The 16624-nt window shown below is 60.3% G+C and carries 15 protein-coding genes and 1 pseudogene; 12 read left to right on the top strand and 4 right to left on the bottom strand.

The features are described from left to right. The first annotated feature begins 22 nt into the window (after positions 1-22). From odhB to ACZ5M5_RS22385, 6 genes are all read left to right on the top strand, one after another. A complete protein-coding gene (odhB, locus tag ACZ5M5_RS22410) occupies positions 23-1243 on the top strand; it encodes a 2-oxoglutarate dehydrogenase complex dihydrolipoyllysine-residue succinyltransferase (protein ID WP_060741159.1) in 1221 nt (406 codons plus the stop codon). Between the two features lie 111 nt (positions 1244-1354). Then, positions 1355-2791 (top strand): dihydrolipoyl dehydrogenase, encoded by a 1437-nt coding sequence (gene lpdA / locus ACZ5M5_RS22405; RefSeq protein WP_060741160.1) that lies wholly within the window; start codon positions 1355-1357, stop codon positions 2789-2791. A 196-nt stretch (positions 2792-2987) separates the two neighbouring features. Then, complete coding sequence (gene sucC, locus ACZ5M5_RS22400; RefSeq protein WP_003179235.1) at positions 2988-4154, top strand: ADP-forming succinate--CoA ligase subunit beta; 1167 nt, start codon at positions 2988-2990, stop codon at positions 4152-4154. Further along, positions 4154-5038, top strand: coding sequence for a succinate--CoA ligase subunit alpha (gene sucD / locus ACZ5M5_RS22395; RefSeq protein ID WP_014339581.1), 885 nt, complete (start codon positions 4154-4156; stop codon positions 5036-5038). Before sucC ends, sucD begins: the two co-directional genes overlap by 1 nt. Positions 5039-5430: 392 nt before the next feature. Next, complete coding sequence (brnQ, locus tag ACZ5M5_RS22390; protein ID WP_060741161.1) at positions 5431-6744, top strand: branched-chain amino acid transport system II carrier protein; 1314 nt, start codon at positions 5431-5433, stop codon at positions 6742-6744. A 273-nt stretch (positions 6745-7017) separates the two neighbouring features. Beyond that, complete coding sequence (locus tag ACZ5M5_RS22385) at positions 7018-7755, top strand: DUF599 domain-containing protein (RefSeq protein WP_207282628.1); 738 nt, start codon at positions 7018-7020, stop codon at positions 7753-7755. A 70-nt stretch (positions 7756-7825) separates the two neighbouring features. Here ACZ5M5_RS22385 and ACZ5M5_RS22380 read toward each other — a convergent pair whose 3' ends face one another. Then, the gene (locus ACZ5M5_RS22380) at positions 7826-8077 is read right to left on the bottom strand and encodes a hypothetical protein (protein WP_060741163.1); all 252 of its coding nucleotides are present in this window, start codon (positions 8075-8077) and stop codon (positions 7826-7828) included. Between the two features lie 158 nt (positions 8078-8235). Between ACZ5M5_RS22380 and ACZ5M5_RS22375 the strand changes: the two genes are divergently transcribed. The 4 genes from ACZ5M5_RS22375 (at position 8236) to ACZ5M5_RS22360 (ending at position 12037) form a co-directional block, all read left to right on the top strand. Further along, positions 8236-8712, top strand: a complete 477-nt coding sequence (locus ACZ5M5_RS22375) for a PaaI family thioesterase (RefSeq protein ID WP_060741164.1) — start codon at positions 8236-8238, stop codon at positions 8710-8712. After that, a complete protein-coding gene (locus ACZ5M5_RS22370; protein ID WP_060741165.1) occupies positions 8709-9170 on the top strand; it encodes a PaaI family thioesterase in 462 nt (153 codons plus the stop codon). The genes ACZ5M5_RS22375 and ACZ5M5_RS22370 overlap by 4 nt, the downstream gene beginning before the upstream one ends. Before the next feature lie 87 nt (positions 9171-9257). After that, entirely contained in the window at positions 9258-11162 is a 1905-nt protein-coding gene (gene htpG, locus ACZ5M5_RS22365; protein ID WP_060743152.1) for a molecular chaperone HtpG, read from the top strand. Positions 11163-11308: 146 nt separating this feature from the next. Beyond that, positions 11309-12037 (top strand): dienelactone hydrolase family protein, encoded by a 729-nt coding sequence (locus ACZ5M5_RS22360; RefSeq protein ID WP_060741166.1) that lies wholly within the window; start codon positions 11309-11311, stop codon positions 12035-12037. Positions 12038-12167: 130 nt separating this feature from the next. Here the strand turns inward: ACZ5M5_RS22360 and ACZ5M5_RS22355 are convergent, their stop codons facing one another. After that, a complete protein-coding gene (locus ACZ5M5_RS22355; RefSeq protein WP_464738009.1) occupies positions 12168-13028 on the bottom strand; it encodes a pirin family protein in 861 nt (286 codons plus the stop codon). 126 nt (positions 13029-13154) lie between these two features. Here ACZ5M5_RS22355 and ACZ5M5_RS22350 point away from each other — a divergent pair, with 126 nt between their 5' ends. Next, positions 13155-14171: an amidohydrolase family protein gene (locus tag ACZ5M5_RS22350; protein WP_464738008.1), complete on the top strand. Its 1017-nt coding sequence runs from the start codon at positions 13155-13157 to the stop codon at positions 14169-14171. A gap of 136 nt (positions 14172-14307) precedes the next feature. After that, a pseudogene (locus ACZ5M5_RS22345) lies at positions 14308-14771 on the top strand (DUF3859 domain-containing protein). A gap of 93 nt (positions 14772-14864) precedes the next feature. Here ACZ5M5_RS22345 and fabB read toward each other — a convergent pair. Next, positions 14865-16085, bottom strand: coding sequence for a beta-ketoacyl-ACP synthase I (gene fabB, locus ACZ5M5_RS22340; protein WP_060741170.1), 1221 nt, complete (start codon positions 16083-16085; stop codon positions 14865-14867). Positions 16086-16096: 11 nt separating this feature from the next. After that, positions 16097-16612, bottom strand: coding sequence for a 3-hydroxyacyl-[acyl-carrier-protein] dehydratase FabA (fabA, locus tag ACZ5M5_RS22335; protein WP_003204400.1), 516 nt, complete (start codon positions 16610-16612; stop codon positions 16097-16099). Positions 16613-16624: the final 12 nt, after the last annotated feature.

The following is a 16624-nucleotide window of genomic DNA, read 5'->3' as shown; positions in this document are numbered from 1 at the left end:
GAATTTTAAGGACCCACAGATAATGGCTATCGAAATCAAAGCCCCGTCATTCCCGGAATCGGTTGCCGATGGCACCGTTGCCACCTGGCACAAGAAACCGGGCGAAGCAGTCAAGCGTGACGACCTGATCGTCGACATCGAGACCGACAAAGTCGTTCTGGAAGTGTTGGCCGAAGCTGACGGCGTGCTCGGCGCAATCGTTGCCGAAGAGGGCGCTACCGTCCTGTCCAACCAGGTACTGGGCTCGATCGAAGAGGGCGGCGCCGCTGCCGCCGCTCCGGCCGCTGCTGCTCCTGCCGCTGCCCAGGCCGCAGCGCCTGCTGCCGATGGCGAAGACGATCCAGTCGCCGCGCCTGCCGCGCGCAAGATCGCCGAAGAGAACGGCATCAACATCGCCTCCGTTGCCGGCACCGGCAAGGGTGGTCGTGTGACCAAGGAAGACGTGGTGGCAGCCGTTGCCGCCAAGAAAGCCGCGCCAGCCGCCGCACCGGCCAAGCCAGCCGCACCTGCCGCCGCCGCTCCGGTGTTCGCTGCCGGTGATCGCGTTGAAAAACGCGTTCCGATGACCCGCCTGCGTGCCAAGGTTGCCGAGCGTCTGGTCGAAGCACAGTCGAACATGGCGATGCTGACCACCTTCAACGAAGTCGACATGACCGAAGTCATGGCCCTGCGTTCGAAGTACAAGGATCTGTTCGAGAAGTCCCACAATGGCGTACGCCTGGGCTTCATGTCGTTCTTCGTCAAGGCTGCCACCGAAGCGCTGAAACGCTTCCCGGCGGTCAACGCGTCGATCGACGGTTCCGACATCGTCTACCACGGTTATGCCGACATCGGCGTCGCGGTTTCCAGCGACCGTGGCCTGGTGGTTCCGGTCCTGCGCAACGCCGAACTGATGAGCCTGGCCGAAATCGAAGGCGGCATCGCCACCTTCGGCAAGAAGGCCCGTGACGGCAAGCTGTCCATCGAAGAGATGACCGGCGGTACGTTCACCATCACCAACGGTGGTACATTCGGTTCGATGATGTCGACCCCGATCGTCAACCCGCCACAGGCGGCTATCCTGGGCATGCACAACATCCTGCAGCGTCCGATGGCGATCAACGGTCAAGTCGTGATTCGTCCGATGATGTACCTGGCACTGTCCTACGATCACCGCCTGATCGACGGCAAAGAAGCCGTGACGTTCCTGGTCACCATCAAGAACCTGCTTGAAGATCCGGCTCGTCTGCTGCTGGATATCTGATTTTCGCTGCGAGGGCCGGTCTGTCGACCGGCCTCTTGCTGAAACAACCGGTTTCGTCCCTCGACGGTCATCACAAGTGATCGTCCGGTTTGATTCGAAAAGGAATGACTCATGACTCAGAAATTCGACGTGGTAGTGATTGGTGCGGGCCCTGGTGGCTACGTAGCGGCCATCAAGGCTGCGCAGCTGGGCCTTACCACTGCCTGCATCGAGAAATACACCGATGGCGAGGGCAAGCAGGCCCTCGGCGGTACTTGCCTGAACGTCGGTTGCATTCCTTCCAAGGCGCTGCTGGACAGCTCCTGGAAATACAAGGAAGCGAAAGAAAGCTTCAACGTTCACGGTATCTCTACCGGTGAAGTGAAAATGGACGTCGCCGCGATGGTTGGCCGCAAGGCTGGCATCGTCAAGAACCTGACCAGCGGTGTTGCCACCCTGTTCAAGGCCAACGGCGTGACCTCGATCCAGGGCCACGGCAAGCTGCTGCTGGGCAAGAAAGTCGAAGTGACCAAGCCCGATGGCTCGGTTGAAGTGATCGAAGCCGAAAACGTCATCCTGGCGCCAGGCTCGCGTCCGATCGACATTCCGCCGGCTCCGGTCGACCAGAACGTGATCGTCGATTCCACCGGTGCCCTGGAATTCCAGTCCGTGCCTAAGCGCCTGGGCGTGATCGGCGCCGGCGTGATCGGTCTCGAGCTGGGTTCGGTCTGGTCGCGCCTGGGCGCGCAAGTGACCGTGCTCGAAGCCCTCGACACCTTCCTGATGGCCGCTGACGCTGCGGTTTCCAAGGAAGCGCTGAAAACCCTGACCAAACAGGGCCTGGACATCAAGCTGGGCGCTCGCGTGACCGGTTCGAAGGTCAACGGCGAAGAGGTCGTGGTCAACTACACCGACGCCAATGGCGAACAGACCATCACTTTCGACAAGCTGATCGTTGCGGTCGGCCGTCGTCCGGTGACCACCGATCTGCTGGCTGCCGATAGCGGCGTGGACCTCGACGAACGCGGTTTCATCAAAGTTGATGATTTCTGCGCCACCACCGTACCGGGCGTCTTCGCCATCGGTGACGTGGTCCGCGGCATGATGCTGGCGCACAAGGCGTCCGAGGAAGGCATCATGGTTGTCGAGCGCATCAAGGGCCACAAAGCCCAGATGAACTATGACCTGATCCCATCGGTTATCTACACCCACCCGGAAATCGCATGGGTTGGCAAGACCGAGCAGGCCTTGAAAGCCGAAGGCGTTGAAGTTAACGTCGGCACCTTCCCGTTCGCCGCCAGTGGCCGTGCCATGGCAGCCAACGATACCGGTGGTTTCGTGAAAGTCATCGCCGATGCCAAGACGGATCGCGTATTGGGCGTTCACGTGATTGGCCCAAGCGCTGCCGAGCTGGTACAGCAAGGCGCGATCGGTATGGAATTCGGCACCAGCGCTGAAGACCTGGGCATGATGGTCTTCTCCCATCCGACCCTGTCCGAAGCCTTGCACGAAGCGGCCCTGGCCGTAAATGGCGGCGCCATCCACGTGGCCAACCGCAAGAAGCGTTAATAGACAATAAGAAACCACGGCGGTATGGCCCGTCGTGAGCCTTGCGAGCAAGACTCACCGCGGAATATCCGCTGGACGCAGCCTTGCGTAGCGGCACCGGTTCACCGGAACGCTACGCAAGCAGCAGTCACAGGTGGTGCGGCACCAGAACGGTGCAGCACCGAATGCGCAGTACCTAACGAAGACGGTAATAAGCATGAATCTTCACGAGTATCAGGGTAAGCAGCTGTTCGCTGAGTACGGCCTGCCAGTATCCACCGGCTACGCGGTAGACACCCCGGAAGCGGCAGCAGAAGCTTGCGACAAAATCGGCGGCAGCGAATGGGTTGTCAAAGCCCAGGTTCACGCCGGTGGTCGCGGTAAAGCGGGCGGCGTCAAGCTGGTTCGCAGCAAAGAAGACGCCAAAGCCTTCGCACAGCAGTGGCTGGGCAAGCGTCTGGTGACTTACCAGACTGACGCCAACGGTCAGCCAGTCACCAAGATCCTGGTTGAATCGTGCACTGATATCGCTAAAGAGCTGTACCTGGGCGCTGTCGTTGACCGTTCGAGCCGCCGTATCGTGTTCATGGCTTCCACCGAAGGTGGCGTGGACATCGAGAAAATCGCTCACGATACCCCTGAGAAAATCCTCAAGGCCACCATCGATCCACTGGTTGGCGCTCAGCCATTCCAGGGTCGCGAGCTGGCATTCCAGCTGGGTCTGGAAGGCAAGCAGGTCACTCAATTCGCCAAGATCTTCGTAGGTCTGGCCAAGCTGTTCCAGGACCACGACCTGGCACTGCTGGAAGTGAACCCGCTGGTGATCAAGGCCGACGGCGACCTGCACTGCCTCGATGCCAAGATCAACATCGACGCCAACGCCATGTACCGTCAGCCTAAGCTGAAGACTTTCCACGATCCGTCGCAAGACGATCCGCGCGAAGCGCACGCTGCCAAGTTCGAACTGAACTACGTAGCCCTGGAAGGCAACATCGGCTGCATGGTCAACGGTGCCGGCCTGGCCATGGGTACCATGGACATCGTCAACCTGCACGGCGGCAAGCCAGCCAACTTCCTCGACGTGGGCGGCGGTGCTACCAAGGAACGCGTTACCGAAGCGTTCAAGATCATCCTGTCCGACACCAACGTCGCCGCAGTACTGGTCAACATCTTCGGCGGCATCGTTCGCTGCGACATGATTGCCGAAGGCATCATCGGCGCCGTGAAAGAAGTCGGCGTGAAAATCCCGGTTGTTGTTCGCCTCGAAGGCAACAACGCTGAGCTGGGCGCTAAAGTACTGGCAGAAAGCGGTTTGAACATCATCGCTGCTACCAGCCTGACCGACGCTGCTCAACAAGTCGTTAAAGCTGCGGAGGGCAAATAATGAGCGTCCTGATCAATAAAGACACCAAGGTTATCTGCCAGGGTATTACCGGTTCGCAAGGTAGTTTCCACACCCAGCAAGCCCTGGAATACGGCACCAAGATGGTTGGCGGCGTAACACCAGGCAAAGGCGGCACCGAGCACCTGGGCCTGCCCGTGTTCAACACCGTGAAAGACGCTGTAGCTGCCACTGGCGCTACCGCCAGCGTGATCTACGTTCCGGCTCCTTTCTGCAAGGACTCCATCCTTGAAGCAGCGTTCGGCGGCATCAAGCTGATCGTCTGCATCACCGAAGGCATCCCGACCATCGACATGCTGGAAGCCAAGGTCAAGTGCGACGAGCTGGGTATCACCCTGATCGGCCCTAACTGCCCAGGCGTGATCACCCCAGGCGAATGCAAGATCGGCATCATGCCAGGTCACATTCACTTGCCAGGCAAGGTCGGTATCGTTTCCCGTTCCGGCACCCTGACCTACGAAGCTGTGAAGCAGACCACTGACGCCGGTTTCGGTCAGTCGACTTGCGTCGGCATCGGCGGTGACCCGATCCCGGGCTCGAACTTCATCGACATCCTGAAGCTGTTCCAGGAAGACCCGAAGACCGAAGCGATCGTCATGATCGGTGAGATCGGCGGTTCGGCTGAAGAAGAAGCCGCTGCCTACATCAAGGCCAACGTGACCAAGCCGGTTGTGTCCTACATCGCGGGTGTGACTGCTCCTCCGGGCAAGCGCATGGGCCATGCTGGCGCAATCATCTCTGGCGGCAAAGGCACTGCAGACGAGAAATTCGCTGCGCTGCAAGACGCAGGCGTGAAAACCGTGCGTTCGCTGGCAGACATCGGCAAGGCCCTGGCCGAGCTGACTGGCTGGGAAATGAAGAAGTAAGCTTCGGCTGACCTTTTCGTTCCAGCAACAAAGGCCACCTTCGGGTGGCCTTTGTCGTTTCTGGGTCTATGGGGAGGGCCTTATCGCGAGCAAGCTCGCTCCCACAGTCGAGCGCATTTCATTGTGGGAGCGAGCTTGCTCGCGATGACGGAATGACAATCGCCAACCATTTACATGCAAAAACGCGACACGGGGACGTCGTGCATCGGATAGTTCGCCCCTTTACAGTGCGTTTTATCGCCAAATTCGTTAGGCTAGCAGCCATTTTTGCGACCGCTGCCCACAAGGAAGCGCCGCGCTAAACGGGTCGGTCCCATACGGATCGGCAGCATTTCCCTCACCCATAAGGGAAATCCCTCTCTAAATTCCGATTCAGTAGTGTGGTTTCCTTAATGAAAGTGTTGAAAGGCCAGGACATCCTGGCGCTTGGTTTCATGACATTTGCCCTGTTCGTCGGGGCCGGCAACATCATCTTCCCGCCTATCGTCGGTTTGCAGTCCGGGCCTCATGTCTGGATGGCGGCGCTGGGCTTTTTGATCACGGCGGTCGGGCTGCCGGTCATCACGGTCGTGGCACTGGCCAAGGTGGGCGGGGCGATGGACGCCTTGAGCAGCCCCATCGGCAAGGTCGCCGGCGGGTTGCTGGCGGCGGTGTGCTACCTGGCCGTTGGCCCGTTGTTCGCCACGCCGCGTACCGCGACCGTTTCGTTCGAAGTCGGTCTGGCGCCATTGACGGGCGAAAGCCCGCTGGCACTGTTCCTGTACAGCGCCGCGTATTTCCTGCTGGTGTTCTTCATCTCGCTCTACCCGGGCCGCCTGCTGGACACCGTCGGGCGTTTCCTCGCGCCCCTGAAAATCATCGCCCTGGCCGTGCTCGGCATCGCCGCGTTTGCCTTGCCGGCCGGCGATATCGGCGTGGCGACCCCCGAATACGTGGCGGCGCCGTTTTCCCAGGGCTTCATCAATGGCTACCTGACCATGGATACCCTGGGCGCATTGGTATTCGGGATCGTCATCGTCAACGCAATCCGTTCCCGGGGCGTCGAGTCGCCGGCCTTGATCACCCGCTACGCGATCATCGCCGGGCTGATTGCCGGGGTGGGCCTGGCGCTGGTCTACGTCAGCCTGTTCCGCCTCGGTTCGGGCAGCCATGAAGTGGCCATGGGCGCGACCAACGGCGCGGCGGTGCTGCATGCCTACGTGCAACATACCTTCGGCAGCCTGGGCAGCGGTTTCCTGGCGGTGCTGATCTCCCTGGCGTGCCTGGTGACCGCGGTCGGCCTGACCTGCGCCTGTGCCGAGTACTTCAGCCGCGTTTTGCCGCTGTCCTACAAGACCCTGGTGGTGATCCTGGCGGCCTTTTCGCTGCTGGTGTCCAACCTGGGCCTGACCAAGCTGATCGCGTTCTCGATTCCGGTCCTCACCGCGATCTACCCGCCGTGCATCGCCCTGGTGGCCTTGAGCTTCTGCAAGGACTTCTGGCACGAGCAAGGGCGCATCGTTGGCCCGGTGATGCTGGTGTCGTTCCTGTTTGGCCTGATCGATGCGCTCAAGGGCGCCGGGCTGGCGGACTGGATGCCGACGCAACTGGCCCACTTGCCGCTGAGCGAACAAGGCCTGGCCTGGCTGGTGCCTTCGGTGATGACCCTGGTGGTCGCGGTGGTGTGTGATCGCCTGCTGGGCAAGCGCAGCGAAGCACTGGCTTAAACAGCTTCAGGCAGATTCATCGGCTACAACCGAAATGCCCCGTATCAATCGATACGGGGCATTTTTTTTGAGTGCCGTGTCTTTTTTCGTGGACTAACGTCGAAGCAGTGTCTCGAAAGGCTTGCACACAACCTTGTGGGAGCGAGCTTGCTCGCGATAGCGCCAGATCAGCCAGTATCGATGTGTCTGATGGATCGCAATCGCGAGCAAGCTCGCTCCCACAGGGTTCACCGCGACTATTGCTCCAGATTTTGTTTCGTCACAGGAAATCGAATGTCATTCATCCAAGCCAACCTGATCCATCTGCTTGCCGCCGCCTGGTTCATCATCTGCTGGGCGGGCTACACCCGTTACGCGACCTGGAAGGCCCGCGATACGGCCTGCCTGGCCAGTGTCATGCACCTGTACCGCGAAGACTGGATGCGCCGCATGCTGCTGCGCGAGAACCGCATCGCCGATGCCAGCGTGATCGGCAACCTGGAGCGCAACGCCTCATTCTTCGCCTCCAGTACGCTGATCATCCTGGCTGGCATCCTGACGGTGCTCGGGGCGTCGGATCGGGCGGTCTCGTTGCTGGCGGACATCCCCATGGTGCAACAGGCTTCCCAGGGCATGGCGGAGGTCAAGTTGCTGTGCCTGGCACTGGTGTTCGTGTATGCGTTCTTCACCTTCAGTTGGTGCATGCGCCAGTACAACTTCGCGGCGGTACTGATTGGCTCGGCGCCGATGATCGGCGAGCGGCATGTGTCGGAGCAGGAGCGCAAGGCCTTTGCCCTAAGGGCGGCGCGAGTCATTTCCATGGCGGCCAACCAATTCAACTTCGGCCTGCGTTCCTATTATTTCGGCATGACCATGTTGGCGTGGTTCGTCAGCCCCTGGTTATTCATGTTGATGAGTGCCGGCGTGGTGTTCGTGCTGTATCAGCGCGAGTTTCACTCCGATGTGCTGGACGTGATGGTCTATACCCCCACGGAAGCACCACTGCCCGAGGTTGGCAAGGAAGCGGCCTGACAGGCGCCTCCAAATCACAGGCAAAAGAAAACCCGCACCAGGCGGGTTTTCTTTTACAGCTAAAACCGTATCAGTTGGTCTTAGGCGCGGTGGCAGGTGCTTGTTCCTGCTGGGCGGCGCTGTTCGATTCAGACTGAGCTTTGGCGGCTTCGGCGTTTTCTTTAGCCGCGTCGTTCACTTTATCCTGTGCTTTGTTCATGTCTTGCTGAGCTTGCTCAGCGTGTTGTGCGGCATCTTGAGCTTTGTCCTCGGATTTTTTATCGCAGGCAGCGAGACCGAGGGAGGCGGCCAACATCAAGGCAATAGCAAAAGTCTTACGCATGGGGTGTTTCTCCTTATGGAAATAACTACTGGCCTTTTGAGCGACCCCCCTCGGGTTAAGTTCCTCTTTTGCTACAGATATATAACTTTGCACGGTCGCGGAACTTTAGCGAGCTCGCCTGTTGCCAGGCCTCTAAATAAACAAGGGCATTGATGGACATGGCTGAAGACCCCATTTTTGAGCGTGCCACCCGCTTTTTATCCGCCCTGCGGCATTGCCAGGTGTTGGGCTTGAAGTTGCACAGCGCCAGTCGTGATGGGCTGACGCTCATCCTGCCGTTCAGCCCGAAAATCGTCGGCAATCCCCTGACGGGCATCATCCATGGTGGCGCGTTGACCTCATTGATGGACAGTGCGTGCGGCATGTCGACCTTGTGTGTGCTGCCGCAATTCGAAGTCTGTCCCACCCTCGACCTGCGCATCGATTACATGCACGCCGCCGAGCCCCACAAGGACGTCTATGGCTTCGCTCAATGCTATCGGGTGACCCCGGACGTGATCTTCACCCGGGGTTTCGCCTATCAGGACGACCCCGAGCAACCCATCGCCCATGTGGTGGGCACGTTCATGCGCCTGGGCCAGCATGCCAGGGGCATGGGGAAGGCCAGTCCATTGACTGCCGTGGGCCAGCCATGACCGAGACCACCCAGGAACAACTGCGCCATGCCTGTGAGCAGGGCGACTACGCGCTGCTGCTCGCCTCGATCCCCTATGCCCAACTCATCGGCGTCGAATGCACGCGCCAGGGCGACGACTTGGTGTTTCGCCTGCCGGCCAACAAGGACAACATTGGTAACCCTTTATTGCCGGCCATCCACGGCGGGGTCATCGCCGGTTTCATGGAGTTGTCGGCCGCCGTTCATCTGTTGATCGCCACCGGCACGCCGGGGGTACCAAAGATCATCGACTTTTCCCTGGATTACCTGCGCACCGGGCAGTTTCGCGACACCTATGCCAAATGCCAGGTCTGGCGCCAGGGCCGGCGGGTCGCCAATGTCGCGATCACCGCCTGGCAAGATGTCGAGGCCGAGCCCATCGCCACCGCCCGGGCGCATTTCAAGATCCAGGAGCCTTCAAAACCGGAACGCCCTTGAAATCATCAGCGTTGCCCCCACCTTGAGGACATCCCGCCGCCAATCTCAGCGAGGCGGACACCACCATCCACTTGGAGTTTGATGACCATGAGCGTGGAAACTCAAAAGGAAACCCTGGGCTTCCAGACCGAGGTGAAGCAACTGCTGCACCTGATGATTCACTCGCTGTATTCGAATAAGGAAATTTTCCTTCGCGAGCTGATTTCGAACGCCTCTGACGCTGTCGACAAATTACGTTTCGAAGCCCTTTCCAAGCCTGAACTGTTGGAAGGCGGCGCCGAGCTGAAAATCCGTGTGAGCTTCGACAAGGACGCGAAAACCGTCACCCTCGAAGACAACGGCATCGGCATGAGCCGCGAAGAGGTGATCACGCACCTGGGCACCATCGCCAAGTCTGGCACGGCCGACTTCATGAAGAACCTGTCCGGCGACCAGAAGAAAGATTCCCACCTGATCGGTCAGTTCGGCGTCGGTTTCTATTCCGCGTTCATCGTGGCCGACCAGGTCGAAGTGTTCAGCCGCCGTGCCGGCCTCGCTGCGAGCGAAGGCGTGCACTGGTCTTCCAAGGGCGAGGGCGAATTCGAAGTCGCTACCGTCGACAAGGCTGATCGCGGCACCCGCATCGTGCTGCACCTCAAATCCGGTGAAGACGAGTTCGCCGATGGCTGGCGCCTGCGCAACATCATCAAGAAGTACTCCGACCATATCGCGCTGCCCATCGAGCTGCCGAAGGAAGTCACCGCTGCCGAAGGCGAAGAAAAGCCTGAAGTGGAATGGGAAACCGTCAACCGCGCCAGTGCCCTGTGGACCCGTCCGCGCACCGAAGTGAAAGACGAGGAATACCAGGAGTTCTACAAGCATATCGCCCACGACTACGAGAACCCGCTGAGCTGGAGCCATAACAAGGTCGAAGGCAAGCTGGAATACAACTCGCTGCTGTACGTGCCGGCCCGTGCACCGTTCGACCTGTACCAGCGTGAAGCGCCACGTGGCCTGAAGCTGTATGTGCAGCGTGTGTTCGTGATGGACCAGGCCGAGTCGTTCCTGCCGCTGTACCTGCGTTTCATCAAGGGCGTGGTGGATTCCAACGATTTGTCGCTGAACGTTTCGCGGGAAATCCTGCAGAAAGATCCGATCATCGACTCCATGAAGTCGGCACTGACCAAGCGCGTGCTGGACATGCTGGAAAAACTGGCGAAGAACGAGCCCGAGCAGTACAAGAGCTTCTGGAAAAACTTCGGCCAGGTCATGAAAGAAGGCCCGGCCGAGGACTTCGCCAACAAAGAGAAAATCGCCGGCCTGCTGCGCTTTGCGTCGACCCAGGGTGACGATGGCGAGCAGATCGTTGGCCTGGCCGATTACCTGGCCCGCGCCAAGGAAGGCCAGGACAAGATCTACTACCTGACCGGTGAAACGTATGCGCAGGTCAAGAACAGCCCGCACCTGGAAGTCTTCCGCAAGAAAGGCATCGAAGTGCTGCTGCTGACCGACCGCATCGACGAGTGGCTGATGAGCTACCTCAACGAGTTCGACGGCAAGAGCTTCGTCGACGTGGCCCGTGGCGACCTGGACCTCGGCAACCTGGATTCGGAAGAAGACAAGAAAGCCGCCGAAGAAGTCGCCAAGAGCAAGGAAGGCCTGGTCGAGCGGATCAAGACGGCCCTGGGCGATGCTGTCAGCGAAGTGCGTGTCTCGCACCGCCTGACCGATTCTCCGGCGATCCTGGCCATCGGTGAGCAGGACCTGGGCCTGCAGATGCGCCAGATCCTCGAAGCCAGCGGCCAGAAAGTCCCGGACTCCAAGCCGATCTTCGAATTCAACCCGGCCCACCCGCTGGTGGAAAAACTCGACAACGAGCAGAGCGAAGAGCGTTTCGGCGATCTGTCGCACATCCTGTTCGACCAGGCGGCCCTGGCGGCCGGTGACAGCCTGAAGGATCCGGCGGCGTATGTGCGTCGCCTGAACAAGCTGTTGGTCGAGCTGTCAGCTTAATCTGACGCAGGAAAGTCCCTTGTGGGAGCGAGCTTGCTCGCGATTTCGGTCCAACATTCAACAGATACGTTGACTGGTCTACCGTTATCGCGAGCAAGCTCGCTCCCACAAGGGCTTCTTGAATGTTTCATCAGGAGGAGTCTGTCATGAGTCAGGTTACGGTTCGTTCGCTGGTCTATCAGATCGATGGTCAAAGTTATGAAGGTCGCCTGGCCTTCGACGTCAACCAGCAGGGCCCGCGCCCGGGTTTGCTGATGGCGCCGAACTGGATGGGTGTAGGGGCAGGTGCCGAGGAGATCGCCAAGTCGGTGGCGGCCAACGGTTATGTGGTGTTGATCGCCGACTTGTACGGGCAGACGGTGCGCCCGAGCAATGCCGATGAAGCGGGGGCGGCGATGATGCCCCTCAAGAACGACCGGGCCTTGCTGCGCAAGCGCATGCAGGCGGCGTTCGAACAACTGCAGAGCCAGGGGGATGCACAGGTCGACACGGCGAGACTGGCCACGTTCGGCTTCTGCTTCGGGGGTTGCTGCGCCCTGGAGCTGGCTCGCAGTGGCGCACCGTTGAAGGCGGCGATCTCCTTCCATGGCACCCTGGATACACCGAACCCGGCCGATGCGCAGAACATCAAGGGTGCGGTGTTGGTGCTGCATGGCGCCTCCGACCCGCTGGTGCCGAAAGAGCAGCTACCGGCCTTCGAAGATGAAATGAACGCGGCTGGGGTGGATTGGCAATTGCTGAGCTACGGCGGTGCGGTGCACTCGTTCACCGACCCGCAGGCCAATATGCCGGGCAAGATGATGTACAACGCCAAGGTCGCCGGACGCGCGTTCCGGTCGATGCATAACTTGCTGGATGAAGTGTTCAAGGGCTGAGATTGGGTTGACTCAGAACCCTGTGGGAGCCGAGCTTGCTCGCGATAGCGGTGTATCAATCAGCATTAATGCCGACTGACACACCGCTATCGCGAGCAAGCTCGGCTCCCACAGGTTAATGGCATCCAATCTAGGGCAGCTCGATCCGCTCGCTTTCCCCTGGCACGGTCGGCCAGTCTCCGGCTGCCCAGCGCCGGCGGGCTTCGTCGATCCGGGCCGGGTCGCTGGCGACGAAATTCCAGTTCATCCGTCGCGGTCCATCCAGCGGTGCGCCGCCGAACAGCACGGCATGGCAGTCGCTCTCTGCAAACAGCGTCATTTCTTCCCCGCTTGGCAGTATCACCAACGAGTGGGGTTCCAGCGGCTCGCCATCCAGCAACGCCTCGCCGCTCAACACATACAGGGCCCGCTCTTCATGCTCGGTGGGAATCAGCAATGTCGTCGCGGTCTGCAGGTGCAGTTCGGCATACAGCGTGGGCGAGAGCACCGGCACCGGCGATTCCAGGCAAAAGCCTGACCCGGCGATCATGCGGATGCTGACCCCCAGGTTCTCACTGACCGGCAGGCTCTGTGCCGGATGATGGCTGTAGTGCCCCGGGCCTTGTTCGTAGGCTTTGGGCGAGGCCAGCCAGACTTGCAACCCGTGCATGACGAAAGGGCTGCCCAGCAGTGACTCGGGAGTGCGTTCGACGTGGGCGATGGCGCTGCCGGCGGTCATCCAGCTGACATCCCCGGCGTCCACCACCTGGTCGGAACCCAGGCTGTCCTTGTGCTGGAGCTTGCCTTCGAACAGGTAGGTGAGGGTGGACAGGCCGATATGCGGGTGCTGGCGGATGTTCATGCCTTTGCCGGCCGGGTAGGTGGTTTGCAGCATGTGATCGAAAAACACGAAAGGCCCGACGCTGCGACATTTGGCGGACGGCAGCGGGCGAAGAATCGGCTGGCCTTCGACGTCTTCGGCGCGGGGGCGAACGGTCAGGGGAGTGGTCATGTTGTCTTCCAGGTTGAACAACGGTTGCGCGAAGCATAACCCGCCGCCGGCAGACGCGGCAGATGCGCCTTGAACCCCAGCGGGACGGCGAGGGTCTATGTTGCTCATGGCTTCTGGAGACTGCTCGTGCCTTTGTCCCGTTTGATCTTTGCCTGGCTGCTGGTTGTTTCGAGTGGCGGCGCCGCGGCCCGCGAATATGCCTACAGCGATGCGCACCTGCATTACGTCGATTTCTTTCAGGAAACCGCCGGCATGCCCAAGCTGCTCCAGGCGATGGCGGACAATCGCATCGAGCATGTGATGATTTCCGGTGTTCCGGTGGCCAAGAAATGGCATGAAGACGAGCCTAAGCGCCCGCGTTACTACGCCGGTGACGATGCAGACGCCTATTGGTACAGCGCCACCGATGTGATTGTTGCGGCGGCAGTGAGCAAGCTGACCGAGGAGCAACGTCGGCACTTCCATCCTTTCCTGTCGGGCTTCAATCCCAACGATAAGAACTCCGCCGCCCACATCCAGCGCATGCTCGATCTCTACCCGGGGTTGTGGCAAGGCATCGGCGAAGTTTTCACCCGCCATGACGACCTGACGGCGCTGACCTCGGGCGATACCCCGCGGGCCAATAACGAAGCCATGACCCGGATCTATCACCTGGCGGCCGAGAATGACCTGCCGGTGATGCTGCATTCCAATATCACGTCCAAGCGTGAAAGAAATCCCCTGTACCTGGCGGAGATCGAGGAGCCGTTGCGCAACCACCCACATACGCGTTTCATCTGGGCCCATGCCGGCACCAGCATGGAAATCCATCGTCACCAGACCCAACTGGATTTTCTGTTGCCGACCCTGACCCGCATGCTTGAGGCCTATCCCAATCTGTACATCGACCTGTCCTGGAGCCTGCTCACGCCGTACTTGCTGGACGAGGCGGGCAAGCCCCGGGACGAGTGGGTAAAGCTGGTGGAGCGCTTTCCTGAGCGCTTCATGGTGGGCTCGGATGTGGTCGGGCGTTTCAACAAGTTAGGCAAGGAGTTGCACAGTTTCGATCCATTCCTTGATGCCTTGCCGGAAGAGGTGGCCAGGAAGGTGGCGCGAGATAATTTCCTGGCGGTGTTGTGTGGGAGCAAGGTTTGCCCGCGATGAAGACGACGCCGGTTTCCGGGGAAACGAGGTGCCTGCATCGCGAGCAAGCTTTGCTCCCACAGACCAAGATCGCTATGTCATCAGCCTGTCACTGCGGCGTCATACCCTCGCGCTCATCTCAATCAAGGAGCGCACTATGCACCTCACCCGTTCAAGCGCACTGGTCGCGCTGTTGTTGACCTGCGGCCTGGCACAGGCCGAAGTCCGTGTCGAAGGCCCGGTGGAATACGGCGTCTTCGAAGGGCCGCAAGCCGAGCTGCAATCGGGGGAGCGGGTCCTGCGGCGCAGCAACGAGCAGATCCGCCAGACCGAGAGCGTCCCGGCGAAGCTGGGCACCAAGTTCGGCATGCGTTATCAGTTGGCGGGCAAGGTCGCAGACGACCAGCCGTTGACCCTGTTGTACTTCACTCCCGGTATCCGCACCCCCGATGGTGTGCGCCACGACAAGTTCGAAGTCATCCAGAAACTGGTGCCCGGCGCGCCTCAGGATGTCATGGCCTATGAGTTCACCGAAAGCCACGAAGTGGTGCCGGGGAGTGGCGGTTCATGGTGTTCCAGGGCGATCGGTTGCTGACGCAGCAGCGGTTTGTGGTGCGCTGAGTTCCATCCCACAGGACCCTGTAGTGGATTGGCAGGCAAAAAAAACGCCCCGAACCAGTCGGGGCGTTTTTGTGTGTGGCGTAGCGGCGGGGCTTACTTGCCCTGCCAGCGCTTCATCACCAGGGTGGCGTTGGTGCCACCGAAGCCGAAGCTGTTGCTCATCACGGTATTGATGGTGGCGTTTTCGCGAGTCTTGGTCAGGATGGGCAGGTCGGCCACTTCCGGGTCCAGTTCGTCGATGTTGGCCGAACCGGCCATGAAGTTGCCTTCCATCATCAGCATGCAGTAGATCGCTTCGTGAACGCCGGCGGCGCCCAGGGAGTGACCCGACAGGCTCTTGGTGGAGCTGATGGCCGGAGCCTTGTCGCCGAACACTTCACGTACGCCTTTCATTTCCATCACGTCGCCCACTGGGGTCGAGGTGCCGTGGGTGTTCAGGTAGTCGATCGGTGCATCGACGGTGGACATGGCCATCTGCATGCAACGCACGGCACCTTCACCGCTTGGCGCGACCATGTCGTAGCCATCGGAAGTCGCGCCGTAGCCGACGATTTCCGCGTAGATCTTCGCGCCACGGGCCAAGGCGTGTTCCAGTTCCTCGACCACGACCATGCCGCCACCGCCTGCGATGACGAAGCCGTCACGGTCGGCGTCGTAGGCACGGGAAGCTTTTTCCGGCGTGTCGTTGCGCTTGCTGGACAGGGCGCCCATGGCGTCGAACAGGAACGACTGGCTCCAATGTTCTTCTTCACCGCCACCGGCGAACACGATGTCCTGCTTGCCCATCTGGATCTGTTCCATGGCGGTACCGATGCAATGGGCACTGGTGGCGCAGGCAGAAGCGATGGAGTAGTTCAGGCCCTTGATCTTGAACGGCGTGGCCAGGCAGGCGGAAACGGTGCTGCTCATGGTCCGCGTGACGCGGTAGGGGCCAACGCGCTTGACGCCTTTTTCGCGCAGGATGTCCAGCGCTTCCATCTGGTTCAAGGTGGAGGCGCCGCCGGAGCCGGCAATCAGGCCGGTGCGCGGGTTGGAAACCTGCTCTTCGGTCAGGCCGGAGTCAGCGACGGCGTCCTTCATGGCCAGGTAGGCGTAGGCCGCCGCATGGCCGACGAAACGGTAGATCTTGCGATCGATCAGTTCTTCGAGATTGAGGTCAATGGAGCCGGAAACCTGGCTACGCAGACCCATTTCAGCATATTCCGGGTTGAACCGGATGCCAGGGCGACTTGCACGCAGGTTAGCGGAGACGGTCTCTTTGTCATTGCCCAGGCACGAAACGATGCCCAGACCAGTGATAACGACGCGGCGCATGCGGATAACCCTTAGAAGTTGTCAGTGGAGGTGAAAACGCCGACCCGGAGGCCTTCGGCGGTGTAGATCTCGCGACCATCCACGGCAACCGAACCATCGGCAATGGCCATGTTCAGCTTGCCCTTGAGGACGCGTTTGATATGAATGTTATAGGTGATTTTCTTGGCGGTCGGCAGGACCTGACCAAAGAACTTCACTTCGCCCGAACCCAGGGCGCGACCGCGGCCCGGCAGGCCTTGCCAGCCGAGGAAGAAACCGACCAGTTGCCACATGGCGTCCAGGCCCAGGCAGCCCGGCATCACCGGGTCACCTTCGAAGTGGCAGGCGAAGAACCACAGGTCCGGAGTGATATCCAGCTCGGCGACCAATTCACCTTTGCCGTACTTGCCACCCTCTTCGCTGATATGGGTGATGCGATCCACCATCAGCATGTTCGGGGCGGGCAGTTGCGCGTTACCTGGGCCGAACAGCTCACCGCGACTGCAGCGCAGCAGGTCTTCCCGGGTAAAGGCGTTTTGTTTGGTCATGCGAGCTCCTCA

Source organism: Pseudomonas sp. Van50, from assembly GCF_055390755.1.
This window is presented reverse-complemented; position numbering and strand designations above follow the sequence as displayed.